Consider the following 25,294-nt stretch of genomic DNA (forward strand, 5'->3'; position numbering starts at 1 on the left):
ACCAATTTCGCCCCACTCTGACCCCCTCTACACCTTATCCAACCGCGCGATGGCATAGGGTCGCAGTTCGATTACCAGGCGACCATCTTCCGCCTCGACGACCTGTCCGGCGCTGTCACGGTACCCTTCGGGATCGCTCAGCGCGGACTCGGCGGTCGTTTCATCGAGCGCTTTCAACGACCAGCGACCATCCAACCCGATGATAGTCACCGCCTGCGGCTCCACCGTGTGATTGGCGACGAGCACGCGATAGCGTGAGCCTTCACGCAGCGCCAGCCCATTGAACACCAGCGGCTGACTCGAGTCACTGGCCAGCACGCGCCCCTCCATAAATTCGCCCACATCCGCGAATACATGCCACATCGGGTACACCCGGCCCGGATGCGATGGGAATTGGTCAGCGAAGGGTGTGCCGTAGTCGCTCTCCATTACGCCGTAGACCCCGGTCGTCTCGAAGAAGGTCGCGCTCTCCGCGCCGCCCCGCGCCAGCGCGCCGATCACGCCGACGACCCAGCCCGCGCCGAACAGCGACGTTTGCCGCACGTCAACATCTCCGGGCAGCTTGCCCGCGGCCAGCATCTCGCGCACCACCGCGCGATCCCACCGCGGCTTGAGCGTGATCGGGCTGACCATAACCGCCGCGCCTGTGATCTCGCGGGCGAATGCCGCCACGCTCGCCATCGCCGGGAACGTCTCGATCATGGTCGAGTTGTCGAAGGCGTGCACCTGCGGCGTTGAGGTGTACCACGCGCGTTCCGCCAGTCCCGCTGGCCAGCGTTCGACGTTCAAAGTCTCAAAATTGTCGTCCGTGCCCGCGACCAGAAACACGCTCTGCAGGTCGTCAAGTGCTTCCTGCACCAGCTTGAACGTTTCCGGGTTAGTTGCCCCTTCGCCGTGCCGCCGCACCAGAATATAGAGGTCGCCGTGGTCGAGATCTTCAAGCGCTTTGTTCAGCCGCGCCAGTTCCGCGCGCAGGTTTTCGCCGAAGTGTGCGCCCACTTCAAGGTCGATTTCCAGCACATTCGCATCTTCAACCGCCTCATACAGGCGATCCTCCATGTCGTCGGTGAAATACAGCTCGTGGCGGAAGTGACCGAGATACAACGCGGCGAGGCGTTCGTATTCGCGTTCGGTCAGCGGTTCGTCATGGGATGCCATGCCCAACCCGATGAACGGGATCTTCAGGCGCTGCGCCGGGTTGATCGTGAGGATGTTCCCCTGCTTGACCAGTGGCACATCCGCCGGGTCGCCGAGCAGCCGAATCGTGACACTCTGGTTGATCGTCGCCCCAGCGACCAGCGTGACCGGCTGCGGCTGCTGATGGAGCGTGCAGTAAGTCTTGTATGAGGCGTCGCTCCAGTTGCGCTGATCTTCCAGTTCATACAGGTCGCCTTCCATGCGGACTTCCGCGTCGACGCCCGGCAGCACTGCATGGCGGATCGTGCGAATGTTGCTGTACGGCGGCACCGGCGCAACTTTATCGGGGAACACACCCGTTTCAATGGAACCGTCGGCATGTTCGATCACGCAGGCTTGCCCGCCCAGCGTCATCGGATGCAGAATGCAGAACCCGGTCCGGTTGGTCTGCAAAGTCGACTGGGCCGTGCCAGCAAATGTGAAGCGGATTGTGCTGTCCGCAGTCCCGACGATCTCGCCGTGCCACACGAAATGCAGTTCGCCCTGCTGATGTTCGCTCGTGAAGCGCACGTGGAACGAATCCGCTTGCGCGTCGACGCTCACATCACGCAGCACACCGGGAATCGTGTCCCAATTCTGGTCGCGCACGGCCGCATACACGCCGCGCAAAATCTCACGATTGCCCGCGCTGACGTACCGGATCAGCCCCGCCTCATACACTAGACTCAGTTTGCCCGCCCTAAGCGTGAAGCGTTCGGCCTGCGCTTGCCCCGTGCCATCGTAAATAACCGGCAGCATGTAACTTCTCCTGTCAACAAGTCTCTCGCGCAGGAGTATAGCGCGTTCCCGCGCGAGCATGGACGAATCGACCGTGCGATTGACGAATTACCCGGCACTCGCGCTGCAATGGACGGCGCACCTGACCCTGTCCATAACCCGAAGGTAGACCGCTGCCCTGACGCATGAGATCCTCAAGCCAACTTTCACTCGCACGGACGCCCGTGGTACGCTCCACGAGATTTTGAATCAGGGCACGTGGGAATCGATTGTCGGCGGCACGATGAACCCCGGCGCGGCCATGGGTCAGCACTAGCACAAAGAGACGCTCGTATTCTTCTGTCTGGTCAGCGGCAGCGCGACAGTCAAGACCATCGATGTAGCGACGGGCGCGCGGGACGAGTTCAAGCTCGGCCCGCAGGAAGGTATCATTTTCCCGGTCAACGAGACGCATGTCGTGATCTTTGAGGAACACTCCGATTACCTGATGATCAAGTCCAAGCAGTCCGATCCTCAAAGTCCGGATACCTACGCTTACCCGGTGGTGTGAGCGCGCCGCGGATCATTTTTCTTTTCCGCCGGATCAGTTATACACTTGCGCCGTCCGACGTCAATCACCTGGCGGCCAGCACTGTCGCGTGCCTACCTGAGGAGTACCCGCCTTTGCAGCGTTTTCGACCAATCGTATGGGTGGGCATCATCGCCCTCAATGCGACCTTAATGGGTCACCTCCTGTTCGCGCTGAATACCAGCCCGGTGGATCTGCGCCTCAGACTGTCGATCAGCATCGTCGTGGCGTTTGCGTCGGCATTGTTCGCTCTCTGGCGGGCCTTCGACCCTGTGCCGCTGCTCCTGGGCGACACTGCCCACAATCTCTACACAACGGCCACAACCGTCGGCTTGCTGATCCTCGCCTTGGTGCCCGTTCCGCCCGACCCCAACGCGCACTTGCTGCAAACGCACACCTTGTTGACCTTCGTCTTCACCAGCGGCGTGATCTACCAGTCGCTGTTTGACACAGCCAGCCCACCCCGGAACCGTCAGTTGTGGTATCTGGGCACACTAATCGTGCTGATTCTGCTGACGTTGATCCGGCTGTATGGCTTGGCGACTTATCCGGCTGTCGATATTCAAGACGAGCCGTGGATGACCGCCTGGTCAGCGTACTGGCTCAAGACCGGGCGCTATGGCGACCCCACGCTGTTGGGTTTTGGCGACGCTTACCACGTGTTCCCGCGCTTCTTTTGGCTGCATGCCGCGTGGATCGACCTGTTCGGCATCGGCTTGTGGCAGGGGCGCGTGCTGAGCTTCCTGCTCATCTTCCCGGTCATCATCTTCAGCGGCGCGGCCGCACGCAACCTCTACGGGATGCGCGTCGCCCTCATGACCACGGTGACGCTGTTTGCCAGCGCGGTTTTAGCCGCAGCGGCGCGCATTCGCCATGATGTCGGACTGGCCGTCGTGGTCGCGTGCTCGCTCTGGCTGTACACCGAAGCCATCAAACGCGGTGCGCGCCCGCTGCACGTGCTCGCTGGTCTAATGATCGGCTTAGGGATCTACGCCGATTATCACGCGGCGGCCTATGGCGCGGCGCTGCTCGTCGGGTTGTACGTACCGGGCATGGTTCAGCGCCGCCGCTGGGATGCGAACGCGCTCTGGTATGCCAGCGGCTTGCTAATCAGCGCTTCGGTTGTGCTGGTGGTGCAAGCTCTCGCCAACGACATGGCGGGCTGGAACAGCGTCTGGGCGCGTCTCTTGAGCGCTGACCGCGATCCCGTCGACTGGGCACTCACGTTTGCCGGGAGCATCGTCAGCATCGGCCTTGCCTCCGTGTTTGAGCTGCTGCTCCTCACCATCAGCGTCATTGCGGCGGCGCGGCGGCGGCACCTGCGCGATACGCAGCTGCTCACGACGCTGCTGATCGGTCACGGACTGCTGGCGCTGCTCGTCGACGACCAATTGATCTACGGGTTGATTCCGCTCACCCCGATCTATGGGCTCATTATCGGCGCCCTCTCAGTGCAGCCCGGTGAAGTGCACGCCGGGCTGCCGTTCAAACGCGGCCAGCTCGTCAGCTTCACCATGATCCTGATTCCCATTCTGGGCATGACCGCCACCCGTCCGGTGGAAGCGGTGCTCAACCGCGAACGGATTCAGCCGACCACGCCTATCGCCGTCGAGTGGATGCTCGATCATGTCCCGGTCGAGTATTCGGTCGCAGGCGACCTCTACTACTATTTCTGGCTGAACGACTATCCCTTTGCCAGCCACTTGCTGGCCGATTACCTGTCGCCGGAAAATGCCGCCCGTTTTCCAAACGCGGAAGCGGTCTGGGCAGCTTTTGCACCCAAATATGTGATCGTCGACCCGGCGTATCCCGTCTCCTACGATCAGACGTTCGCGCCGCTGCTCGCATCCGGGTGGTTCAGCGCGCACTACGACATCGCCGTAGATTTTGACGATGCCCTCTCGACTGCTGTAATCTATCGGCGCACACACTGAGGTTTGCAGCACAGAGGCCAAATGATGGGACAGTTTGAAGGTAAAAGTGTCTTTATTACGGGTGCGGGTCAGGGAATTGGCTATGGCGTCTGCCGGGCGTTCGCGCTGGCGGGCGCCTACGTCGCGCTCAACGATTACGATGCCGCGCTCGCGGAGAACGCCGCAACCGCGATCAATCAGGAAGTTGGCGCGCCGCGCGTGACCGCCTACCCCGGCGATGTCGGCGACGTGACCGCCAATGCCGCGCTCATCGACGCCTTTGCCCAGCAGCGCGGCGGCCTGGATATTGTCTTGGCGAACGCGGGTATCACGCGCTACATGCCCTTCCTCGAAGCCACACCTGAGGTATTCGACCGCCTGCTGGCCGTCAACCTGCGCGGCACGTATTTCACCGCGCAAGCCGCCGCTAAACAGATGATCACGGCGGGGCGACCGGGACGCATCCTGCTCACCTCGTCGATTGTCGGGCAGGTGGCTTTCCCCAACTTCAGCATTTACAGCCTGACCAAAGCCGCGATTCAAATGTTGGCGAAATCGCTGGCGTTGGAGTTAGGCGGCTACGGCATCACCGTGAATGCGATCACGCCCGGCGCGACGCTGACCGAGCGCGTGGTGCGCGAAGACCCCGACTATGAGCGCAACTGGGCGGAGGTCACCGTGACCGGGCGCGTCGGCTACGTCGAGGATGTCGTCGCGGCGGCGTTGTTCCTTGCCTCGCCGGAAGCGCGACAGATCAACGGGCACAATCTGGTCGTGGACGGCGGCTGGTCGCTGCGCAGCCCACTGCCCGATGATCACCCCACGCTGCCCGATAAGCAGGATTACGCCTGAGGCGTCGGCGGTGCGGTTTGACCTCGCCAGCGCCGCCACCCCTGCTTGCAGCACCTCGATGATGCGATCCACGTCATAGATGCAGCCCGCCCACGTGCCGCCGCTCACGGCTTGCAGCGCCGCCCATAAGCGTGTGTCATCCGGTAGGCGCGGGTGTGGGCGCAGATCGGGGTGCGTCGGACGTAAAGCCAAGACCAGCGCCCCGGCTTCCGGCGTGAGTTCGCCGTGTTCGGGTGTAGCGACCAACTGAACCGACCCGGTCAGGTCGCGCCGATCCAATACAATCTCGATGGTATCGCCGTCGCGTACCTTGCCAATCGCGCCGCCCGCCAGCGCTTCCGGCCCCACATGCCCGATGCACGCCCCGGTCGAAAAGCCGGAGAAGCGGCCATCGGTGAGCAGCGAGACGTACTTGCCCCAGTCCAGATATTTGAGCGCTGATGTGATCTGCGCAGTTTCGACCATGCCCGTGCCGAGCGGCCCCAAGCCGATTAGCACCATGATGTCGCCGGGCTGCACGATCCGCGCCTTGACTGCCTGAATCGCCGCCGGCTCCGATGTGAACACGCGCGCCGTCCCGCGATGCCGGAAAACCTGATCCGCGTCGACCCGGCGCGGGTCGATGCTGGTTGCCTTGACGACCGATCCCTGCGGCGCGAGGTTGCCCACCGGGAAGATCACCGTACTCGTCAAGCCATTCCGCCGTGCGGTGTCAGCATCCATAATGATCTGATCCGGGTCAACCTGATCAGCCGCGGCCAACTGCGCGCGCACCACCTGCCGTCGTTCACTCGCCTCCCACCAGTCAAGCACGGCGTCGAGCTTTTCCCCGCTGACCGTGAGTACATCAGTGTTGAGCAGACCCATGCGCCGCAAATGCAGCATGACTTCCGGCACGCCGCCCGCCATGAAGACCTGCACCGTTGGGAAGTTGCGCGGCCCGTTCGGGAGCGCGTCGACGAGACGCGGCGTGCTGGCGTTGATCCGCTGCCAATCCTCGACGGTGGGCGGACGCAGGCCGGCCTGCTGCGCAATTGCCGGGATGTGGAGTAACAGATTGGTCGAACCACCGAAGGCGGCATGCACGAGCATGGCATTCTCGAGCGAACGCGCGGTCAAAATGTGGCCGAGCAACTGACGATTCGCTTTAAGCCGCAGCAAGGCCAACGCTGACCGCCGCGCCATATCCAGCCAGATCGGTTCGCCAGATGGACTCAACGCGCTGTGCGGCAGCGTCAAGCCAAAGCCTTCCGCGACCACCTGCGAGGTGGCCGCCGTGCCAAGAAACTGGCAGCCCCCGCCGCCTGATCCACACGCGCGGCAGCCCATCGTCTGCGCGTAATCGAGGCTGATGATGCCCTGCGCGAAGCGAGCGCCAATCGTCTGGATTTGCCCCGCGTCCTCGGCATCAATCGCGGGCAGCGTCACCCCACCCGGCACAATGATCCCCGGCATGTTACCAAACCCGGCCAGCGCCAGCATCATGGCGGGCAAACCTTTGTCACATGTGCCGATGCCCATCACGCCATCGCGCGTGGGCAGCGAGCGAATCAAGCGGCGGGCGACGAGTGCCCCATCGTTACGGTACGCGAGGCTGTCCATCATGCCATCGGTGCCCTGCGACCGTCCATCACATGGATCGGTCACGTACATGGCGAAAGGCACCGCTTCGTTCGCTTTGAACGTTTTGGCCGCTTCGCGCACCAGCAGATTGACTTCCCAGTGCCCGGTGTGCAAACCGAGCGCGACGGCGCTGCCATCTTCCGCCCGCAGCCCGCCGTGCGTGCTGACGATCACATACTGGTCATGCCCGACCTCTTCGGGATTCCAGCCCATCGCCGTGGCCTGCGTCAATCCGAACAGGTTGCCGCTCGGCTCATTCAGCAGCATCTCCGCGGTGAGAGGCAGCGCGCCCGCCGCGCCTTCGCCTTTGGTTCGGGTGTCGGCAAAAGCGCCGCCGAGAATCATGTCCAGTGTGGGTTGTGTCATGTGCAGATTTTCCTGTTAGGCTTGGAGCCGACCATCGGCCAAGCACCGTTCAAAATGTTCAATCGTCGCGCGGATACCAGCGGCCAGCGGCGTTTCGTAGACCGTAGCGAAGTGTTGACGCAGCGGCGCATCGTCGAAGCCCTGCGGGAACGGAAGCTGTTTGTCGTCAAACGTCACCTCGGCGGCTGGGCGCGCTTGCTTGATCAAGTCCACAATTTCGCGCATGTGCGTCGGCGTGCCGCCGAGATTGAACACATACGCCCCGCCCAGTGGGTTCTCCGCCGCGGCGATGAACTGCTGCGCCACATCCGACCCCAGTTGGTACTGGCACACGCCGCCAAAGGTCAGGTGGTACGGCTTGCCCGCCGCGACGGCCAGCATCGCCTTGGTCGGCTCACTGGTCAGCCCTTGGTCGCGCCCCACCCCATAGACCGTATATGGGCGCAGCGCCGTCGATGTCAGCTTGTATTCTTCCCAGTACACCCGCGCCGCCAGTTCGTTCGCCTGCTTGTACACGCCGTACAACGTGTGCGGGTCGAGCGGCGCATCCAGTTGAATCAGTCCCGGCGGGTACTTGTCGACCGCGCCGTAGACGGCGATTGACGAGGCGTACACGATGTGCGGGATGCCGAGCCGCTTCGCGCCGTCCAGCAGATTCGCCGTACCGACTACATTGACCTGTGCGCCAACAATCGGGTTGGCCCGCACCAGCGGCACTTGCAGCGCCCCTAAGTGAATGATGTGCGTGACCTTGTGCTCGGTCAGCGTCTGGATGACGTGTTCCGTATTGGTCAGGTCCCCCGTGACAAAGCGGATCGCCGCCTGTTCTTCGGGTGTGAGCAGCAAGTTCACACGATCCCGGCGCTCGCTCAGGTCATAGCTGACCGCCGTCTTGCCCTGCTTGACGAGGTGATACAGTGTCCATGCGCCGATGAAGCCCATGGATCCGGTGACGAGGTAGACTGAGTTGGACATGGCTGCTCCTAGATGAGTTCGTAGGGTGACAAAAAGCGGAAGCCATCGACGGTGACGGCGACGTTATCTTCAAAGCGGCAGCCGCCGTTGAACTGCGCGCCATACGCGCCCGGCTCAACGGTCAGGCAGTTGCCCGCTTCCAAAATCGCAGATGTGGCCGAATTCAGGGTCGGGCCATAGTCGTGATAGCGGAAACCGACGTGATGCCCGGTGACATGGGTGAAGCCTGCGCCAAAACCGCTGACATCCATTGAGGCATGCGCCGCCGCGTCGACCGTCGCATACGCCACACCAGCGCGAATCGAGTCGAGCGCCGCGCGCTGCGCTGTCCGTGCCGCCGCAATTAAGGCGGTCTGCTCCGGCGTCGGCGTGCCGATCACGCGCGTGCGCGTCAAATCGCTGTAGTAACCATCGACCATCGTGCCGAGTTCGAGCAGCACAATGTCGCCATATTTGAGCGTATAGCCGGAGGAGCGGCTCGCCCCGCCCGCATTGAACGTATTGTGCGCAGCCTGCACCGCCGCCCAGCCCCGCGCCACCTTACACCCGAGCTTGCCCGTCATGCGGTGAATCGACGCTTCGACCCGCGACGCGATATCTGCTTCGGTGCGCCCCGGCTCCAAGAGTTCGAAGAAGCGCCGAATGCCGATGGCAGCAATCTGGTTGGTCAGCAGCAGCTTCTGGATGTCGTATTCGGTCTTGTGCATGAACTGCGCGACGAAGAAATCCTTCGGCGTGCCGACCGCGCCGAGCAGCGCGGCGATGTGCGGCGTCGCAAACGGGCCGCCCTCGGGAATCCACCCACCGAGCGCGTGCAGCCCCATCTCCTGCGAATAGCCGACTTTTTCCAGGCCGAGTGCGCGCACATCGGCGGCGATCAGCTCGCGCAGTTCGTCACGGTTGGGGTACAGACGCTTCTCGACGTGCGGCGGCATCAGGTCAGGCGGTTCGGTCGGCATGGTGTACACGATGGGCGTACCCACACGCGGGTACAGGCACAGCGTAACGCCCAGATACGGACACTCGCCCGTCGTCAGCAGCACTTCTTCGACGCGATACGCCAGCACGGCATCCAACCCCGCATCCGCCATGCTCGCCCGTAACCGCGCGTCGCGTTCACGATCATAGGTCATCGATTCATCCTTTTCAGGTAGCTGTATCCAGGTTCATTTCCACTCGCGGATGCGGTATTTCGACTTGCAGCAGCATGCCGCCATTCTGCCAGTTCTGCAGGCGCAGATGACCACTCAGCAGCGCTACCCGCTCGCTGATGCCGAGCAGCCCGTAGTGGCCGCTGGCGGACGCTTCGGCGAGGTCAAAGTTATGCGCGAGCCCCTTGCCGTCGTCAGCAATCGAGATCATCAGCGTGCGCGGCGACGTGTGTTCAAGGTGAATTTCGACCCGCGTTGCCTCGGAATGGCGGTAGACGTTGTTCAGGCTCTCCTGCACGATACGGAAGATCGATAGTTCGGTGGCTTCCGGCAGGCGGCCAATCTGCGGCGTCAACTGCAAATCCGCCGTGATCCCGGTGCGCTTTGCCCACGTCCGCACATACGACTGGAGCGCCGCCGACAAGCCGAGGCTGTCGATGGTGGGCGGGCGCAGATTGCCGCAAATCTGCCGGATAGCGTCGATCATATCGCGAATTGATTCGCGCACATCGCCGAGCCGCTCCTGCACGAGGAGCGATGTCTCCACCATCGACGTAATTTCTTCGATCTGGTAGTTGGCCGTGAGCAGATCCTGAATCACTTGATCGTGTAGTTCGCGCGCCAGATGCCGCCGCTCTTCCTCGCGTTCGGTCAGCAGACGGCGCTGCGCGTCCTGCAAGGCCACGTTCGCCCGATCCAGCGACTTGACCTGTTCGGTGAGCTGCGTCAGCAAGTCCTGATTGATTGTTCCCTGCGCGACGAGGTTACGTTCCAGCAAGCGCGTCTGGCGATACAGTTGGTCGACCTTTTCGCGCGCGCGGTAATAGCTGTCCAGCGCCCAGATCACGGGTGTGATGCGCGGCACTTGATCAAGCTGACCGACCATGCCTGCGACCACCTGTTCGCGTGTCATCTGATCAGTGTTGTACTCCCCAACGAGCTGACCTTCGCGCAGCACGAACACGCGGTCCGTAATGGCCGACAAATGATCGAGATTGGTGCTGCTGAAGATGATCGTCTTGCCCGCCTGATGCCAGCGCTGCACCAGCGAGAGCAGCCGCTGCTGATAGTTGAAGCTGAGCAGCACGGTCGGCTCGTCGATGATGATCACCGGGGCGTCGCGCACAATCGCCCGCGCGATGGCGATCATCTGCCGCTGTTCGGCGGTCACGTTAACCACGAGTTCTTCGAGCGAGGGAAACTCCACCCCGAGATCGTCGAGCACGCCGTGCGCGATCTCGTCCATGCGCGCGTGATGCGGAATCCGCAGCCACCGTCCGACCCCCTGCCAGTACACTTCATGACCGAGGAAGATGTTGGTCGTGATATCGAGATTGTCGACCAGAATGGGGTTCTGGTGGATGACTTCGATGCCCAGCCGCTGTGCCATCACCGCCGACGAGATCGGTCGTCCGACGCAGGTCACGCTGCCGCTCGTCGGCGGAATCAACCCGGCGAGGATCTGCGCGATCACCGACTTGCCCGACCCGCTCAGCCCGGCGAGGCCGACGACCGCACCGCGTTCCACCGCAAAGGAAATGCTGCGCAGGACTTCCAGCGTGCCAAAACGTTTAGTGAGTTGAGTGACCTGTAAAACAGGCTGCATATTCGCCAAAAATCAGTAACTAACGGACGGTGTCATTGTACCTCAAGCCAGCCCGGACTGCTGCTGTCGCCGCCGTGAAAGTGAATCGATGATCACCGCGAGGAGCAGCACAATCCCCGTGATGATGTACTTGTCGCCCGCCTCCACGTTGAGCAACCCCATGCCATTTTCGAGGCTGGCGATGATCAGCGCGCCCCAGATGGCGCTCGACACCCGCCCACGTCCGCCGAACAGGCTCGTCCCGCCAATCACCGCGGCGGCGACCACATTCAGCAGCAGGTTGCCGCTGCCCGCCCGCGTATCGACCGAACGCAAGCGTGACGCGAGGATAATGCCGCCCAACCCCGCCAGCATGCTCGCCAGCACAAACACGGTCACGCGGATGCGGTTGACATTCAGGCCGGCGCGCCGCGCCGCTTCCGCATTTCCGCCGACCGCATACACAAAGCGACCAAAGCGCGTGTTCTTGGCCAGCAGCGTGAGCAGCACGCCCGTGATCAGCAGCAGAACGCCGACCACCGGCAGCCCGCGATCCTGATTGCACACGGCGACCACCACCGCGCCCAACCCACCGAGCAGCACGATCTGCGCGGCGATCACCGGGAGGGGGCGCGTGCTCAACCCGCGCGTGCGCCGCGTCAGGTACTGCACAGTTTGCGTCGCGGCGTAGCCGAGCACGAAGATCACGACGACCACCCAGCCCCACAGCGTCTCCGGCGGCAGGTAGGAATTGGCAATGCCGACCACAAATGGATCCTGAATGATCACCGTGCCGCCACGCCCAACGAGGCGCAGCACGACCCCATTCCAGGCCAGCAGCCCCGCCAGCGTGACGATGAACGACGGCACGCGAAACAACGTGATGATCAGTCCTTGCAGCAGGCCGATGCCCGCTGTGATGAGCAGCGCCAGCGGAATCGCCAGCGGCCACGTCCAGCCCGCGTTCGCGTCGCTCAGCAGAATGGCGACCGTCACCCCGCCGACCGCGCTCACATAACCGACGGACAGGTCGATTTCGCCGAGCAGCAGCACGAACACCATGCCATAGGCGATCATGGTGGTACCCGCCATCTGCAAAATCAGGTTGACCATGTTGCGCGGCGTGAGGAAGTTCCCATTCTGCGCCTGAAAGATGATGGTCATGATGATGAGGCCGACGAAGATCGGCAGTCCGCCGAGATCACCCGAAGACAAGCGCCGCACATAGCCGCGCCCAAAGTTGATCACGCCGCCGAACAGAGTCGGCGCGCTTGGCAACTGGGTCTGTTCAACCATTGGGGCGCGCCTCCGCCGGGCAGAAAGGCACGAATTCGCCAACGCACACTTCGGCCCATGTGCGGAAGCCATCGGCGATCACCGTAGCAGCAACATTGTTCGATGTAACTGTGATCACGTGCAGCAGCACCGAGGGGATTTCGCTCGTCCCCACCATCGTCGTCCCGTTGATCAGACTGTTGGGGTTGTCGCCGCGCACCAGCGCCACCGCCAGCGCCGCTGCTGCTTCTGCCACCACCTCAATCGGCTTGTAAACCGTCAGGCTTTGCCGTCCTGCCAGCACATTCTGGATCCCACCGACGGTCGCATCCTGTCCGGTGAGGGGGATGAACGGCAGCCCGGCGTTCATGCGCGCGGCGATCATCGCCTGCGCCAAGCCGTCATTGGCGGCTATCGCCGCGTCGATGTCCGGATTATTCGTTTGCATCTGCTCGAAGATGATCAATGCCTGCTGATTGTCCCAGTCCGGCACATCCTGTTCGGCGGCGAGTTCCCATGTCCCCGCCTCGAACAGCGGACGCAGCACCGCATGATAGCCCTCAGCCAGCAAGCGGGCGTTGTTGTCGGTCGGGGAACCATTCAAAATCGCGATCTTCGGCACGGCGCTGATCGACCCGGTGGGTTGCGCCGTTTCCACCGCCGCGATCAACCCTTCGCCAATCAACCGCCCGACTTCCACGCTGTCAAAGCTGACATAGTAATCCGCGCCTTCGCCCTGCGTCGTCAGGCGGTCATAGTCGATGACTAGCACGCCCGCCTCATGCGCCTTCGCGATGATCGCCGCGCCGCTCCCCCCGTCCAGATTGACGAAGAGCAGCACCCGCGCGCCATTGGTGATTGCCTGTTCGGCCTGCGCGATCTGCGTCTGCCGATCCCCTTCCGCATTCACAATTGAGTAGGTGACATTGGCGGCCTCAAAGGCCGCCGTCAGGAAGCGGCGGTCGTCATGCTCCCAGCGCGCGGAACTCGTGCTGTCCGGCAGGAGCACGGCGATATCAATGGCCGTTTGCGCGGTCACCGCTGTGGTGCTCATCAGCAGCGTGAGCGTGAACAGTCCGAGCCAGCGTTGGATAAGCTTCATGGGTGTTCCCCGCGTTTGATTGGTCTAGCGTGCTATGTTATGCTTGAATCAGGCGTCAAAATTATGCTATTGGCACGCTTTATGGCGAAAACAACTCTGATTTTAGCGGATGATCACGCAATCGTGCGCGCGGGCATTCGCAATGCCCTGAGCGGCAGCACCGACTTCACCATCATCGCCGAGGTCGATTCCGGCCCGACGCTGTTCGCCGCGCTCCGCCAGTTCAGCGCCGACTGCCTGCTCATCGACGTGACGATGCCCAGCTTTGAACCGTTTGCCGCCGTCAAGGAGATTCGCAAACAGTTCCCAGCCATGAAAATCCTCATCGTCAGCGCGTATGATGACGACATCTATGTTCAGGGGCTGCTCCAGCTCGGCGCCAACGGCTATCACCTCAAAGATCAGCCGCTCAGCGATTTACGCCTCGCCATTCAACGCGTCATGGCAGGCGAGCGCTGGGTCTCCAGCCGTCTGCTCGAACGCCTCGATCAAGCGCCGCCGCCCGTTGTCGAGGCGGAACTGCCCAAGCTCACCGGACGCCAGCGCGAAATGCTGCATCTGCTCTATAAAGGGCTGGACAATTATCACATCGCCGCGCAGCTCGACCTGAGCATCAAAACCGTCGAAAACCACCTGACCGGATTATACCGTTTGCTTGATGTGCGCAGTCGGTTGGAAGCGGTCAACTACATCATTCAGCACCCGGAACTGCTCGGCCTCAGCCCGTCGACGCTCCCGCCTGCGCCCGATACCCGCTTCATACCGCGCAGCAAACAGACCATGCTGATTGTGGACGATAACGAGCGTTACCGTCAACAACTCTCACGCATGGTGTTGTCGATCAACGATCAGGTGCAGATTCTGGAAGCCGATAACACCGGGCGCGCGGTGCAGTTGGCCGGGCAGCATCGCCCGCGCCTCATCCTCATCGACGTGGTGCTCGGCGATGAGAACGGCATTCAGTGCGTGCAGCGGGTGACCAAGATTTCGCCGACCTCGCGCATTCTGCTGTTCAGCGCCTACCCGGACAGCGAATTTCATCGCGAAGGGCTGGCGGCGGGCGCATCAGCCTTCCTTGACAAGAAGAACCTCGACAGCGCGGCGCTGCGCCAAATCCTCGAAGATGTGAATATGTATGCGTAGTTGCAGGGGAAGTATTGCCCGAGGCAACAGCGACCTCACCCCGTTTCTCTGCGCTCAACTGCCCCTCTCCATTGGGAGAAGGGCAAGGAACCATCAGATTCTTGGGTTGAGGTGTCTATAGTTTACGGCTTGAGCACGACTTTCACACAGCCATCCTCTTTATTGAGGAACTTATCGTAACCCAGCGCCGCATCGTCGAGGCGCATGGTGTGCGTGACGACAAAGCTCGGATCGATTTCGCCGCGCTCGATCCGGTCGAGCAGCGGGCGCATATACCGATGGACGTGCGTCTGCCCGGTCTTGATCGTCAGCGAGCGGTTCATGACCGCGCCCATCGGGAACTTGTCGATGATGCCGCTGTACACGCCGATCACCGAGACGGTGCCGCCGTTCTTACAGGCGAGAATCGCCTCGCGCAGTGCCACCGGGCGATCCGTCGTCATCTTGGTCGTCTGCGCGACCTTGTCATACGCGTACAACGGCCCGTGACCATGCGCCTCCATGCCCACCGCATCGATCACGGAGTCCGGCCCGCGCCCGCCCGTCAGCTCTTTGAGCGCTTCGAGCACATTGGCCTGCTCATAGTGGATCGTCTCCGCGCCGACTTTCTCCCGCGCCATGCGCAAGCGGTCTTCGAAGCGGTCGATCACGATCACCCGCTCTGCGCCGAGCATAAGCGCGCTCTTGGCGGCAAACTGCCCGACTGGCCCCGCGCCCCACACGGCGATCACATCGCCGCGCTGGATGTTGCACATCTCGGCCCCCATGTACCCGGTCGGGAAGATGTCGGAAAGGAACAGCACCTGTTCGTCGGTGAGATTGCTCGGCACTTTGAGCGGCCCGACATCCGCAAACGGCACGCGCGCAAACTCGGCTTGACCGCCCGCGTAGCCGCCCGCCAGATGCGAGTAGCCGAAAAATCCCGCCGTCGCATGTCCCCAGATCGGTTCAACCATCCATGCGTTTGGGTTCGAGTTCTCGCAAAGCGAGTAGGCTTCCGCCTGACACGCCGTACAGTTCCCACACGCGATCGGGAACGGCACGACGACCCGGTCGCCAACTTTCAGATTGCCGACCCCGCGTCCGACCTCCACCACCTCGCCCATGAACTCATGACCGAGGATATCGCCCTTGATCATGCCGGGAACGAAGCCGTTATACAGGTGCAAATCCGACCCGCAGATGGCGGTCGAAGTGATCTTCACAATTGCATCGCGGTCATTGAGGATTTGCGGATCGGGCACCGTGTCCACTTGAACAGACTGTCGGCCCTGCCAACTCACCGCCTTCATCGGTCACCTTCAGATTCATCTTTACGGGGCTGCGCGGGACGCTGCGCAAAGCGTTTACCGAGTTCCGCACCGTCGGCGGCCAGCACTTCTCCGGTCTCCAATACCTGTTTCAAGGCGCGCAGATCATCGGCCACCTGAATGCCCGGCTCTTCGCCAAACATTTTGGCCAGCGTCACTCCGACTTTGCCCGCGGGCGACTGGTAGTACAGTTCGACATGCACTTCCGTGCCGCGGTCGCCGGGGGCGAAGCGAAATTCGACCGTGCCCGAATTGGGAATGTCGGCATCGTCCAGTGATCGCCACGAGATGCGCTCGTTGGGCACATCCTGCGTGACTTCAGCATTCCACTCGACCGAACGACCGGCTGGCGCTTTCGCCTTCCAGTGCGAGCGGTTGATCCCGGTGACATGGACCTCCTCCAAATGGCTCATGAAGCGCGGCAGATTCTCGAAATTGTGCCAGAAAGCGTAGACCTCGTTGACCGGGCGGTTAATGGTGATGCTCTTCTTGACGCGGATATACTGCGGCTGCGCCACATCCGCGATCGTCTCACGGCTCAGGCGGACCGCGCTGTACAGGTCGAGCACGGTGATACCGAGCAAGGCGAGCGCCGCCGCGCGGTTGCGCGCCCAATCACCGCGCCGCCGTGGGGTGGCATTACTCAACAAGGTGAGATCCATCGCGTCGCCCATGACGCGCGCCCAGGCCCAACCCGAAGGCTTCGGCTGGCGGAACAGCCCGATTCCGGCGGCGATTTCGCGCGCGCCAACCACGCGCAGAGCCGTCTGTGTCTGGAGGTCGTCGCGCACGCCGATAAAGCGAGCCACTTCACGGGGCACGGCGAGATTCGTCACGCCGAGGGCGATACTCAGCACACCGAGCAGCCAACCGAGCCGCTGATCTGTCACTTCGGCGGGGCTGCGTTCCATTTCATCGGGTGGGGGAAGCAGGCGCTGGAATTGTGCCTCAGGCACCGTGCGCCGCTGCGTATCGAGGGTGGTCATTCGCCGTCGTCCTTTGCTTGACTGTACGAACTGAACAGTAAGCATAAGGATTATTACAAGTCGCGTAAAGTAACTTGCCGATTACTCTTTGCTACCCCCAATGACCCGTATGGGCTTTATTCGCCGAGGATGCCCCACAGTTGATCCAGCGCCGTGCTCAACTCGTCTTCCGTAAACGAGAGGTTGAGTTGCGCCGCCGCGTCAAACACGACCGCCATGTCCCAGTGCGCAGCGGCGACCCACGCCCGCAGGTCGGGGTTCACTTCGACTTCGGTTACAAACTGGCGGGCATCCGCTAGCGACATCGTTTTATCCTCAACCCAAACACTAATTTACGATAGCTGCATCGTACGGGCGAAGCCCGATCCCGTCAACGTAATTTTGCATGAAATTCATACACCGGAGGCGAGGTCGCTGCCCCGCCTCCCACACGGACTCGTTAACCCGCGAGAATCGCCTCAATCTGCGCGAGTTCGTCGTCGCTGAAGCTCAGGTTGTTGAGCGCGGCGACGTTAGCTTCGACCTGCTGGACGCTGCTCGCGCCGATCAGCGCCGAGGTCATGCCCGGATGGCGCAGCACCCACGCGACCGCCATCTGCGCCAGTGATTGGCCGCGCGCCAACGCCAGATCATGCAACCGGCGGACTTTGGCGAGTTTTTCGTCGGTGATATGGGCGGGACGCAGGAAACCATGCGCCTTCGACGCCCGCGATCCCTCAGGAATCTCATGTAGATAGCGATCTGTCAGTAAGCCCTGTGCCAGCGGCGAGAACACAATACAGCCGATCCCCTCTTCGCCGAGCACGCGCAGCAAATCCGGCTCAACCCAGCGGTCAAACATGTGATAGCGCGGCTGATGGATCAGGCACGGCGTGCCGAGCTGGTGCAAAATCTGCGCGGCCTCGCGGGTTTTCTCCGCGCTGTAGTTGGAGATACCCACATACAGCGCCTTACCCTGCCGCACCAGATGATCGAGCGCGCCCATGGTTTCGTCGAGCGGCGTGTTCGGGTCCATCCGGTGACTGTAGAAGATGTCGACGTACTCCAACCCCATGCGCTTGAGGCTCTGGTCGAGGCTGGCGATCAGGTACTTGCGCGATCCCCAGTCGCCGTACGGCCCTGCCCACATGTGATAGCCCGCCTTCGACGAGATGATCAATTCGTCGCGATACGGCCGCAAATCCTGCGCAAGGATGCGCCCAAAGTTCTCTTCTGCTGAACCGGGCGGCGGCCCATAGTTGTTGGCGAGGTCAAAATGCGTGATGCCGAGGTCAAACGAGCGGTGAATCAGGGCGCGCGCGGTTTCGAGTGAATCCACGCCACCGAAGTTATGCCACAGACCGAGCGACACGGCAGGGAGCTTCAAACCCCAGCGTCCCGTGCGGCGGTACTGCATGTGATCATAACGCTCTTTAACGGCTTGATAAGCCATGACAGCTCCTATCCATAGAGTGAAGCACCGCGTCGAGTGTAGCGCGAGTCGAGCGGCTAATCCCACACGGGCGGCTTTTCGGTGTACGGGTCTTTCGGCGTGGTGTCCGTTGAGAGCGTACCCTGCTGGCGCTGCAGCAGCAGTTCGATTGCATCGGCCAGATGCTCATCCGCGATGTGATGGTCGCCGCGGGCGACGCGCAGCTTGTGCGCTTCGAATAAGACCTGCGCATGCGTCGTCCCGGACGGCGGCTCGAACTTGTAACACGCGCACTCGATCAACTGACCGAGGGGATCACGGAAGTAGATCGAGTCCATAAAACCGCGGTCGACAAATCCGGTATGGCTGATGCCGCGCTCGTCCAGCCGCTTGACGATCTGCGTGTAGGTGGCGCGGGACACGCTGAAGGCCAGATGATGCAGGTTACCGATGCCTTCCGGGTTACGCGACGCATCCGGCTTGCGGTTCTCGTTGGTGAACACCGTGATTAGCCGCCCATCGCCGGGGTCGAAGTACAAGTGACTTTCGGCGGGCACGTCGAGATTCGGCTGCTCGAAAATGAACGGCATGCCCATGACGCCTTCCCAGAAGTCGATACTCGTCTGGCGATCTGCCCCGATCATGGTGATATGGTGGACGCCCTGCGTCTGAATTTTCTTCATGGTCATACCCTTAGTCTGTTTGCTGTCGATTTCTAACCCTATTTTGAACCTGCACAGTGAGCGGCAAATGAGCGACAATGGGGACGCTTACCCCGTGTGAAGGATTGACTGTTATGCCCATGTCGCCCGCCTTTGATCAGCGTCTTGCGCCGATTTTACCGGAGATCGCCGCTCACTTCGGCACGCCCTTTCACTTGTACGATGAGATCGGCATTCGGGAGACGGGAGCGGCACTCAAGGCAGCTTTCGCCGCGATCGACAGCTTTCGCGAATACTTCGCGGTCAAGGCGCTGCCCAACCCGGCGATTTTGAGCATCATGCGGGATCTCGGCTTCGGCTTCGATTGCAGTTCCGTCCCTGAACTCATTCTCAGCCGGGGTGTGGGCGCATGGAACGAGGACATCATGTTCACATCGAACAATACGAGCGCCGCCGAATTCACCGCCGCGTTTGATCAGGGTGGCTGCATCCTCAACCTGGATAGCATCGGTCTGCTGGATAACTTACCCGCTGCGCCCGAATTGATCTGCTTCCGCTACAACCCCGGCGCGCGGCGCACGGGCAACGCGATCATCGGCAACCCGCTTGAGGCCAAGTTCGGCATCAAGCACGAGCAGTTACTTCCCGCCTACCAGCACGCGCGGGACATGGGTATTCAGCGTTTTGGCCTGCACACGATGATCATCTCCAACGAGCGCAACTATGCCTATCTAGTGCAAACCGCCGCTATGCTGCTCGAACTGATCGAGTCGCTGAGCGCGGCGCTCGGCGTGCGCTTCGAATTTATCAACATTGGCGGCGGTTTCGGCCTCCCCTACCGCCCCGAGGATCAGCCGCTCGAACTTGCGGCGCTCAGCACCGAAATCACGGCGCTGTTCGCCGCGTTCCGCGGCAAGCACGGGTATACACCGCGTCTCTACATGGAGAGCGGGCGCTACATGACCGGCGGTCATGGTGTGCTCGTCACCCGCGTCATCAACCGCAAAGAAACCTATCGCACGTATGTGGGTGTGGATGCCAGCATGTCGGCGTTGATGCGCCCCGGCATGTATGGCGCGTATCATCACATCCATGTGCATGGCAAGTCCAATCAGCCGACCGAAACCGTCGACGTCGTCGGGTCGCTGTGCGAGAACAACGACAAATTCGCCGTGCAGCGCGACCTGCCACAGGTCGAACCGGGTGACCTGCTCGTCATCCATGATACCGGGGCGCACGGTCACGCGATGGGGTTCAACTATAATGGACGCTTGCGCCCGCAGGAACTGCTGCTCTGCGCCGATGGCTCAATCAAGCGGATTCGCCGCGCCGAAACGGTCGATGATTACTTCGCCACACTCAACTTCCCGGCAGATAGCGTGCGACTGTAAAGCCCTCCGGACATGTCTGACCGCGTCTCTTGTAATCCGCTCATGGGAGAGTTATAAGCACCGCCCGGTTGATGTAGCGATCGGATAGATCATGAAACTCGCGATTATTGGCGGAGGCAGCGTCCGCACGCCCCGCTTGATTCCCTCCCTCGTGCGCCGCGCGGCCAAGCTCGATTTGCATGAAGTGTGGTTGATGGACAACGCGCCGGATAAGCTCCGACTGATGGGCGGCCTGTGCGAAACGCTCGCGCGGCAGTTCAATGCGCCGTTCAAGCTGATGTTCACGACCGACGCGCGGGAAGCAGTACGCGGCGCGCAGCACGTCATCACGTCAATTCGCCCCGGTCTGGAACATGGCCGCGCGCTGGACGAGCGGATCGCCTTTCAGCACGGCGTACTCGGTCAGGAAACGACGGGCGCGGGCGGCTTTGCCATGGCGATGCGCAGCCTGCCCGCCATTCTTGACTATGCGCACCTAATCGCAGAGATCGGCGCGCCGAACGCGTGGTTGTACAACTTCACCAATCCGGCGGGACTGGTCGCGCAGGGGCTGCACTACGCGGGCATTGAGCGCGTGATCGGCATTTGCGACAGCGCGAATGGCGCGCAGCACGCCGCCAGCCGCTACCTTGGTGTTCCGCTCCGCCGCGTGTATCACGAGGTCTACGGGCTGAATCACCTGTCGTGGACGCGCTCGGTACAAATCGACGGGCATGGCGGCACGGGCGAAGAAGTACTGCCCGGCCTGCTCAATAACGAGCAATTTGTCGCCTCCACGCACATGTCGATGTTCGCGCCCGGACTGCGCCGCTGGCTTGGCTCGTTCCTCAACGAGTATCTGCACTACTTCTATCACCGCGACGAAGCGCTGGCCGCGCTGCTCAAAAAGCCGGAAACGCGCGGTGAGGAAGTCGAACGCCTGACCAACGACCTGCTGCGCCAGTTAGCGGCGGCCACCGACCCGCACGAGGCGATCCTCATCTGGCAGACGGTCATGGGACAGCGCGGTGCAACCTACATGGCACACGCCCGGCACGACGCGCCCCGCCCCACACTCGAACCCATCGAGCAGGATGATGAGGGTTACGCCGCGGTTGCGCTGGGCTGCGTCGAGGCGATTGCAACCAATACCCCGCTCTATACCGGGTTGAACGTGCCCAACAACGGGACGATTGACGGCTTGCAGGACGATGATGTCGTCGAGGTGAGCTGTTGGATTGACGCGGCAGGTGTGCGCCCGGTCAAGATCGGTGCCGTGCCTGAACCGCAGTACCTGCTCATGCGCATTGTCAAGCAGTACGAACGCTTCGCCGCGCGCGCCATTCTCGCCCGATCGAAAGAACTCGCGGTCGAAGCCCTCGCCGTCCATCCGCTGATCGGCTCGTATCCGCTGGCAGAAAAGCTGGTCAGCGCCTTCCTCGAAGCCCATCGCGATCTCGTCGGGGAGTGGCAGTGAATCACGTCGATGTGCTGCTCACCGGAAATTACTACTGTGATCTGATCTTCACAGGGATGCCGGAACTGCCCACACTGGGGTCGGAGATTTACGCGAAGGATATGCAGCTCGTGCCCGGCGGCGGCGCAATTAACACGATGATGGGTCTGCGCAATCTCGGATTGACGACGGGCTGGGTCGGCGTGTTCGGCACTGATTTCGCCAGCCGCCTGATCGCCGAATGGCTGACCGAGCGCGGCATCGATCTGTCGCTGGTCGTGCGGCGGGATGAACCGTTCCGGCGCATCACCGTCGCCATGTCCTACCCGCAGGATCGCGCCTTCCTCACCTACAACGACCCCCGCGTGGATACGATTCCGCAGTTACAGAAGGCGGTCGAGCAAGTGCAGCCGCGCCTGATCCATTTCCCCGGTTTGACGCTGGACGCGCGCCTACCCGCACTATTTGCCGAATGGCGCGCGCGCGGCATTCAGATCGCGATGGACTGCCAGCACCGCCCGCACAGGCTCGATTCGCCATTGGTGCGCGAAACACTTCAGCAGATCGATCTGTTCATGCCGAACGCGTCCGAGGCACAGCGCCTCACCGAAACGGCCACGCTCGAAGAAGCGGCGTTTAGACTGCGTGATTTCGTAACCCAACTGGTCGTAAAAGATGGGGCGAACGGCGCGTGGCTGTGGGATAAGACGGGGAATTATCATGTACCCGCCCTCCCGGTCACGCCGTTGGATACCACGGGCGCGGGCGATGCCTTCAACGCGGGCTATCTCGCGGCGCATCTCACGGGTTGCGATGGCATCGGCTGTCTGCGGCAGGGGAACGTGTGCGGTGGGCTGTCAACGCTTGGTTACGGCGGGGCGCAGAGCGCGCCATGTCGGGAAGCGGTGGAAACGGCGTTGGGGCAATACGCGGATTAACGCAGGGACTTATGCACCTCAGCGGCTTCTGGCTAGCGGCTGAGGTGCAGCCCTGATGAGTCTACGAATTTAGGCGGCGGAGCGTTCTTCAGCGAGTTCGACGGCGTCGATGACCGTTTCGCGGTGCTTCAGGTCATCACGCACAAACCAGCTCATACGCACGCCGGAACGGTAGCCAGCCAGCGCAATTGCATGCGTGCTCACGGGCAGCGTCAGCATGGCGAACAGCGCCAGTGCGACGACTTTCAAGAGCGTCGACGGCATGAGGAGAGCTGCGCCGAGCAGCAGCGCGATCAGCCCGACGGTCGAGACTTTGCCGGACGCGTGCAAACGAGTGTACATATCGGGCAGACGCAGCAGGCCGAGAATGCCTACTGCACTGAAGCCAATGCCGATCCAGAGGATGATCAAGCCGAGAATTTCCATCAGAAGGTCCTTTTCTCCGAGATGTACCGCGCCACTGCCAGCGTCCCAATGAAGCCGAACGCCGCGAGAGCAATTGCAATATCGACAAACATCACATCGCCGCGAATAACCGCAAGCACGACGATGATCCCGATCAAAAGGGTGGTGATCGTGTCGATCACCTGCAAACGTTCGGCGGCGCTCGGCCCTTTCCACAAGCGGTAAATGCAAGGGATCAGGAGCAGAATCAGCGCGACCAGCGCGCCATGCACGCCCAACGACACAACACTACTCATGCGCGGCTCCCATGATGCGGCGCAGCAGCTTGAGACGCGCCGTCTGCTGATCGGGCGCGCTCTGTGCCGAGGCATGCACGTCGAGGCAGTGCACGAACATTGTGTGGCCGCCTTCAAAGTCCATGACGAGTTCGCCGGGGGTCAGCGTAATGCCATGCGCGCTGAACGCGGCAATCGCATCATTTTCGTGCGCATCCTGCGTCGGGACGGCGAGAATGCCGGGGTTGATTGGCATATTGGGGCTTAACACAAGGCGAGCCACGCCGATGCTGCACAGGATGACATCACGCGCCAGCGTCACCACATAGACGACCAGCGCCATCAGTTGATCGGGCAGACGCTTCACCTCGACGGTCTTGCGTTCGGTGCGCAGCAGCAGTTGGATCGCAATCCCAAGCACCGCACCGACGAAAAAACTTTCGAGGGACAGGTTTGAGGTCACAACCATCCAAATTCCCGCCAGGGGAACAGCCAGCAAGAGCGTCGCCAACATGATTCAGCCTCCTAACACCGCACGGATGTAACTCTGAGGGTCACTCAACCGCGTCACGGCAATGGTCGCGGCCTGCACCACCGGCACCGCGAACAAGCCGAACAACACACATAAACCGACCAGCAGCACCGGGGCGACCAGACTATCGCCGTAGGGTTTCAGGTGCAGTTGATCTGCCGGGTTGCGCTGGAACACGTGCTGCCATGTGCGCACCACATACATCAACGTGATCAGGCCCGCGGCGATGGCAAGACCGAGCAAAAGCCAGCTTTGCGCATCAATGCCGCCGCGAATAATCGCGAGTTTGCTGATGAAGCCGTTCATCGGGGGCACGCCCGCGAGCGCCAGCCCGCCGAGCAGATACAGCCCGCCCATCAATTTGAAACTGCGCCCTGCCCCGCCGATATCGACCAGCTTGGCCGACTTGTTCGGCATGCGACTGGCCAGCGCCCCGGTGATCATCAGCAGCGACGACTTGATGAACGCGTGGTTGACCGCGTAGACAATCGCACCGATCAAGGCGAGCGGTGTACCCCAGCCAATCCCCAGCAGGATGAAGCCGATTTGCCCGAACGTGGAATACGCGAGCATGCGCTTCGCATCGTAGGTGCGGAGCGCGCCGAGGCTGCCAAAGAAGATGCCGATGATGCCGAGCACGAGGAGCAGCGTCCGCACGAGCGGTGCTTCCGCGATGAACATCAGCATGGTCAAGCGGATGAGGCCGTACACGCCGACCTTCACGACCACCGACGACAGCACCGCATGCACAGGCGTCGGCGCGGCGGTGTGGAAATCTGGCTGCCAGAAGTGGAACGGGAAGACCGCGCTCTTGAGCAGGAAGGCGCACATCAGCATGACGGCGGCGGTCTGCGCGAGGAGCGGACGGTCGCCGCCTTCGAGCAGGCGGGCGATGTCAGCCAGCGTCAGCGTGCCGAACGAGGCGTAGATCGCGCCGATGCCGAGCAGCAGAAACAGCGAACCCATCGCGCTGATCAGCAGGTACTTGATGGCCGCTTCCACGCCGAGGCGATTGTCGGAGATGCCCACCAGCACCACCGACGACATGATCATCAGTTCCTGAAAGACGAACAGCGTGAAAATGTCACCTGTGTAAAATGCACCATGCAGACCCGCCGCCATGCACAAGTACAACGGCATGAACGCCGGATAGCTCACACACTTATCGCGGCAGCCCAGAATATAGATCGCGCCGCCCATGACGACGGTTGAGGCCATCGCCGTGAAAATCGCGGAGAGCATGTCGGGAGCGAGCACGATCCCATAGGGGGGCATGTAACCGCCGAGACGGTAGAGCTGCAGACCATCGACCCAGTTGAGCGCCAGCACCGACAGACTGCCCAACCACGCGAGGATGGTCGCGCTCACACCGATGATGCGCTGTACGCGGCGGAAGTGCGCGAAGAAGACGCACAGCGCCGCGGCGAACAGCGGGAAGAAGATCGGGGTGAGGACGAGTGGGTTGTTCGGAGTCACGTCGCC

Annotated in this window: 22 protein-coding genes and 1 pseudogene; 6 read left to right on the forward strand and 17 right to left on the reverse strand. The window is 61.8% G+C overall.

Features of this window, described 5'->3' with window-relative positions:
* Window positions 1–27: 27 nt before the first annotated feature.
* Together IPK17_RS26485 and IPK17_RS26490 are read right to left on the reverse strand one after the other, a co-directional pair.
* Window positions 28–1,935, reverse strand: a complete 1,908-nt coding sequence (locus IPK17_RS26485; protein WP_343420698.1) for a D-apionate lactonase family protein — start codon at window positions 1,933–1,935, stop codon at window positions 28–30.
* Window positions 1,936–1,948: 13 nt separating this feature from the next.
* Window positions 1,949–2,431 (reverse strand): hypothetical protein, encoded by a 483-nt coding sequence (locus tag IPK17_RS26490; RefSeq protein ID WP_343420699.1) that lies wholly within the window; start codon window positions 2,429–2,431, stop codon window positions 1,949–1,951.
* A 146-nt stretch (window positions 2,432–2,577) separates the two neighbouring features.
* Here IPK17_RS26490 and IPK17_RS26495 point away from each other — a divergent pair, with 146 nt between their 5' ends.
* Both IPK17_RS26495 and IPK17_RS26500 read left to right on the forward strand, forming a co-directional pair.
* Complete coding sequence (locus IPK17_RS26495) at window positions 2,578–4,416, forward strand: ArnT family glycosyltransferase (protein ID WP_343420700.1); 1,839 nt, start codon at window positions 2,578–2,580, stop codon at window positions 4,414–4,416.
* Between the two features lie 21 nt (window positions 4,417–4,437).
* Window positions 4,438–5,247, forward strand: a complete 810-nt coding sequence (locus IPK17_RS26500) for an SDR family NAD(P)-dependent oxidoreductase (protein WP_343420701.1) — start codon at window positions 4,438–4,440, stop codon at window positions 5,245–5,247.
* A gap of 21 nt (window positions 5,248–5,268) precedes the next feature.
* On the opposite strand, the pseudogene IPK17_RS26505 reads toward IPK17_RS26500, so the two are convergent.
* The 6 genes and pseudogenes from IPK17_RS26505 to IPK17_RS26530 form a co-directional block, all read right to left on the reverse strand.
* A pseudogene (locus IPK17_RS26505) lies at window positions 5,269–7,236 on the reverse strand (YjhG/YagF family D-xylonate dehydratase); the annotation flags it as partial.
* 15 nt (window positions 7,237–7,251) lie between these two features.
* Window positions 7,252–8,211, reverse strand: a complete 960-nt coding sequence (locus IPK17_RS26510) for an NAD-dependent epimerase/dehydratase family protein (protein ID WP_343420702.1) — start codon at window positions 8,209–8,211, stop codon at window positions 7,252–7,254.
* An 8-nt stretch (window positions 8,212–8,219) separates the two neighbouring features.
* Complete coding sequence (locus tag IPK17_RS26515; protein WP_343420703.1) at window positions 8,220–9,344, reverse strand: M24 family metallopeptidase; 1,125 nt, start codon at window positions 9,342–9,344, stop codon at window positions 8,220–8,222.
* A gap of 13 nt (window positions 9,345–9,357) precedes the next feature.
* A complete protein-coding gene (locus IPK17_RS26520) occupies window positions 9,358–10,968 on the reverse strand; it encodes an ATP-binding cassette domain-containing protein (RefSeq protein WP_343420704.1) in 1,611 nt (536 codons plus the stop codon).
* A 42-nt stretch (window positions 10,969–11,010) separates the two neighbouring features.
* A complete protein-coding gene (locus tag IPK17_RS26525) occupies window positions 11,011–12,243 on the reverse strand; it encodes a sugar ABC transporter permease (protein ID WP_343420705.1) in 1,233 nt (410 codons plus the stop codon).
* On the reverse strand, window positions 12,236–13,324 hold the full coding sequence (locus tag IPK17_RS26530; RefSeq protein ID WP_343420706.1) for a sugar ABC transporter substrate-binding protein: 1,089 nt from the start codon (window positions 13,322–13,324) through the stop codon (window positions 12,236–12,238). Before IPK17_RS26530 ends, IPK17_RS26525 begins: the two co-directional genes overlap by 8 nt.
* Window positions 13,325–13,405: 81 nt before the next feature.
* On the opposite strand from IPK17_RS26530, the gene IPK17_RS26535 reads away from it, so the two are divergent.
* The gene (locus IPK17_RS26535) at window positions 13,406–14,467 is read left to right on the forward strand and encodes a response regulator (protein ID WP_343420707.1); all 1,062 of its coding nucleotides are present in this window, start codon (window positions 13,406–13,408) and stop codon (window positions 14,465–14,467) included.
* A gap of 122 nt (window positions 14,468–14,589) precedes the next feature.
* On the opposite strand, the gene IPK17_RS26540 is transcribed toward IPK17_RS26535, so the two are convergent.
* From IPK17_RS26540 to IPK17_RS26560, 5 genes are all read right to left on the reverse strand, one after another.
* Entirely contained in the window at window positions 14,590–15,759 is a 1,170-nt protein-coding gene (locus IPK17_RS26540; protein ID WP_343420708.1) for a zinc-dependent alcohol dehydrogenase, read from the reverse strand.
* Complete coding sequence (locus IPK17_RS26545; protein ID WP_343420709.1) at window positions 15,756–16,763, reverse strand: SRPBCC family protein; 1,008 nt, start codon at window positions 16,761–16,763, stop codon at window positions 15,756–15,758. Before IPK17_RS26545 ends, IPK17_RS26540 begins: the two co-directional genes overlap by 4 nt.
* 116 nt (window positions 16,764–16,879) lie before the next feature.
* Complete coding sequence (locus IPK17_RS26550) at window positions 16,880–17,068, reverse strand: Nif11 family protein (protein ID WP_343420710.1); 189 nt, start codon at window positions 17,066–17,068, stop codon at window positions 16,880–16,882.
* A gap of 134 nt (window positions 17,069–17,202) precedes the next feature.
* Window positions 17,203–18,195: an L-glyceraldehyde 3-phosphate reductase gene (gene mgrA, locus IPK17_RS26555; RefSeq protein ID WP_343420711.1), complete on the reverse strand. Its 993-nt coding sequence runs from the start codon at window positions 18,193–18,195 to the stop codon at window positions 17,203–17,205.
* Window positions 18,196–18,251: 56 nt separating this feature from the next.
* On the reverse strand, window positions 18,252–18,857 hold the full coding sequence (locus tag IPK17_RS26560) for a VOC family protein (RefSeq protein ID WP_343420712.1): 606 nt from the start codon (window positions 18,855–18,857) through the stop codon (window positions 18,252–18,254).
* Window positions 18,858–18,970: 113 nt separating this feature from the next.
* Here IPK17_RS26560 and lysA point away from each other — a divergent pair, with 113 nt between their 5' ends.
* From lysA to IPK17_RS26575, 3 genes are all read left to right on the forward strand, one after another.
* Window positions 18,971–20,227 carry a diaminopimelate decarboxylase gene (gene lysA, locus IPK17_RS26565; protein ID WP_343420713.1) on the forward strand — a complete coding sequence of 419 codons (1,257 nt, stop codon included), beginning with the start codon at window positions 18,971–18,973 and terminating at the stop codon, window positions 20,225–20,227.
* A 91-nt stretch (window positions 20,228–20,318) separates the two neighbouring features.
* Window positions 20,319–21,683, forward strand: coding sequence for a family 4 glycosyl hydrolase (locus IPK17_RS26570; RefSeq protein ID WP_343420714.1), 1,365 nt, complete (start codon window positions 20,319–20,321; stop codon window positions 21,681–21,683).
* Window positions 21,680–22,600, forward strand: coding sequence for a carbohydrate kinase family protein (locus IPK17_RS26575; RefSeq protein ID WP_343420715.1), 921 nt, complete (start codon window positions 21,680–21,682; stop codon window positions 22,598–22,600). The genes IPK17_RS26570 and IPK17_RS26575 overlap by 4 nt, the downstream gene beginning before the upstream one ends.
* 69 nt (window positions 22,601–22,669) lie before the next feature.
* On the opposite strand, the gene mnhG is transcribed toward IPK17_RS26575, so the two are convergent.
* The 4 genes from mnhG to IPK17_RS26595 are packed head-to-tail and all read right to left on the reverse strand — an operon-like array spanning window position 22,670 to window position 25,288.
* On the reverse strand, window positions 22,670–23,026 hold the full coding sequence (mnhG, locus tag IPK17_RS26580; RefSeq protein WP_343420716.1) for a monovalent cation/H(+) antiporter subunit G: 357 nt from the start codon (window positions 23,024–23,026) through the stop codon (window positions 22,670–22,672).
* Window positions 23,026–23,301 (reverse strand): MrpF/PhaF family protein, encoded by a 276-nt coding sequence (locus tag IPK17_RS26585; RefSeq protein ID WP_343420717.1) that lies wholly within the window; start codon window positions 23,299–23,301, stop codon window positions 23,026–23,028. The genes mnhG and IPK17_RS26585 overlap by 1 nt, the downstream gene beginning before the upstream one ends.
* Window positions 23,294–23,794: a Na+/H+ antiporter subunit E gene (locus tag IPK17_RS26590; protein ID WP_343420718.1), complete on the reverse strand. Its 501-nt coding sequence runs from the start codon at window positions 23,792–23,794 to the stop codon at window positions 23,294–23,296. The genes IPK17_RS26585 and IPK17_RS26590 overlap by 8 nt, the downstream gene beginning before the upstream one ends.
* 3 nt (window positions 23,795–23,797) lie before the next feature.
* Window positions 23,798–25,288, reverse strand: a complete 1,491-nt coding sequence (locus IPK17_RS26595) for a complex I subunit 5 family protein (protein WP_343420719.1) — start codon at window positions 25,286–25,288, stop codon at window positions 23,798–23,800.
* Window positions 25,289–25,294: the final 6 nt, after the last annotated feature.

Source organism: Candidatus Flexifilum breve (assembly GCF_016713355.1).

Coding starts and splice junctions, on each gene's coding strand:
- IPK17_RS26485 (WP_343420698.1), bottom strand. CDS start 1,935: ATGCTGCCGGTTATTTACGATGGCACGGGGCAAGCGCAGGCCGAACGC.
- IPK17_RS26500 (WP_343420701.1), top strand. CDS start 4,438: ATGATGGGACAGTTTGAAGGTAAAAGTGTCTTTATTACGGGTGCGGGT.
- IPK17_RS26510 (WP_343420702.1), bottom strand. CDS start 8,211: ATGTCCAACTCAGTCTACCTCGTCACCGGATCCATGGGCTTCATCGGC.
- IPK17_RS26515 (WP_343420703.1), bottom strand. CDS start 9,344: ATGACCTATGATCGTGAACGCGACGCGCGGTTACGGGCGAGCATGGCG.
- IPK17_RS26520 (WP_343420704.1), bottom strand. CDS start 10,968: ATGCAGCCTGTTTTACAGGTCACTCAACTCACTAAACGTTTTGGCACG.
- IPK17_RS26525 (WP_343420705.1), bottom strand. CDS start 12,243: ATGGTTGAACAGACCCAGTTGCCAAGCGCGCCGACTCTGTTCGGCGGC.
- IPK17_RS26530 (WP_343420706.1), bottom strand. CDS start 13,324: ATGAAGCTTATCCAACGCTGGCTCGGACTGTTCACGCTCACGCTGCTG.
- IPK17_RS26535 (WP_343420707.1), top strand. CDS start 13,406: ATGGCGAAAACAACTCTGATTTTAGCGGATGATCACGCAATCGTGCGC.
- IPK17_RS26540 (WP_343420708.1), bottom strand. CDS start 15,759: ATGAAGGCGGTGAGTTGGCAGGGCCGACAGTCTGTTCAAGTGGACACG.
- IPK17_RS26545 (WP_343420709.1), bottom strand. CDS start 16,763: ATGACCACCCTCGATACGCAGCGGCGCACGGTGCCTGAGGCACAATTC.
- IPK17_RS26550 (WP_343420710.1), bottom strand. CDS start 17,068: ATGTCGCTAGCGGATGCCCGCCAGTTTGTAACCGAAGTCGAAGTGAAC.
- mgrA (WP_343420711.1), bottom strand. CDS start 18,195: ATGGCTTATCAAGCCGTTAAAGAGCGTTATGATCACATGCAGTACCGC.
- IPK17_RS26560 (WP_343420712.1), bottom strand. CDS start 18,857: ATGAAGAAAATTCAGACGCAGGGCGTCCACCATATCACCATGATCGGG.
- lysA (WP_343420713.1), top strand. CDS start 18,971: ATGCCCATGTCGCCCGCCTTTGATCAGCGTCTTGCGCCGATTTTACCG.
- IPK17_RS26570 (WP_343420714.1), top strand. CDS start 20,319: ATGAAACTCGCGATTATTGGCGGAGGCAGCGTCCGCACGCCCCGCTTG.
- mnhG (WP_343420716.1), bottom strand. CDS start 23,026: ATGGAAATTCTCGGCTTGATCATCCTCTGGATCGGCATTGGCTTCAGT.
- IPK17_RS26585 (WP_343420717.1), bottom strand. CDS start 23,301: ATGAGTAGTGTTGTGTCGTTGGGCGTGCATGGCGCGCTGGTCGCGCTG.
- IPK17_RS26590 (WP_343420718.1), bottom strand. CDS start 23,794: ATGTTGGCGACGCTCTTGCTGGCTGTTCCCCTGGCGGGAATTTGGATG.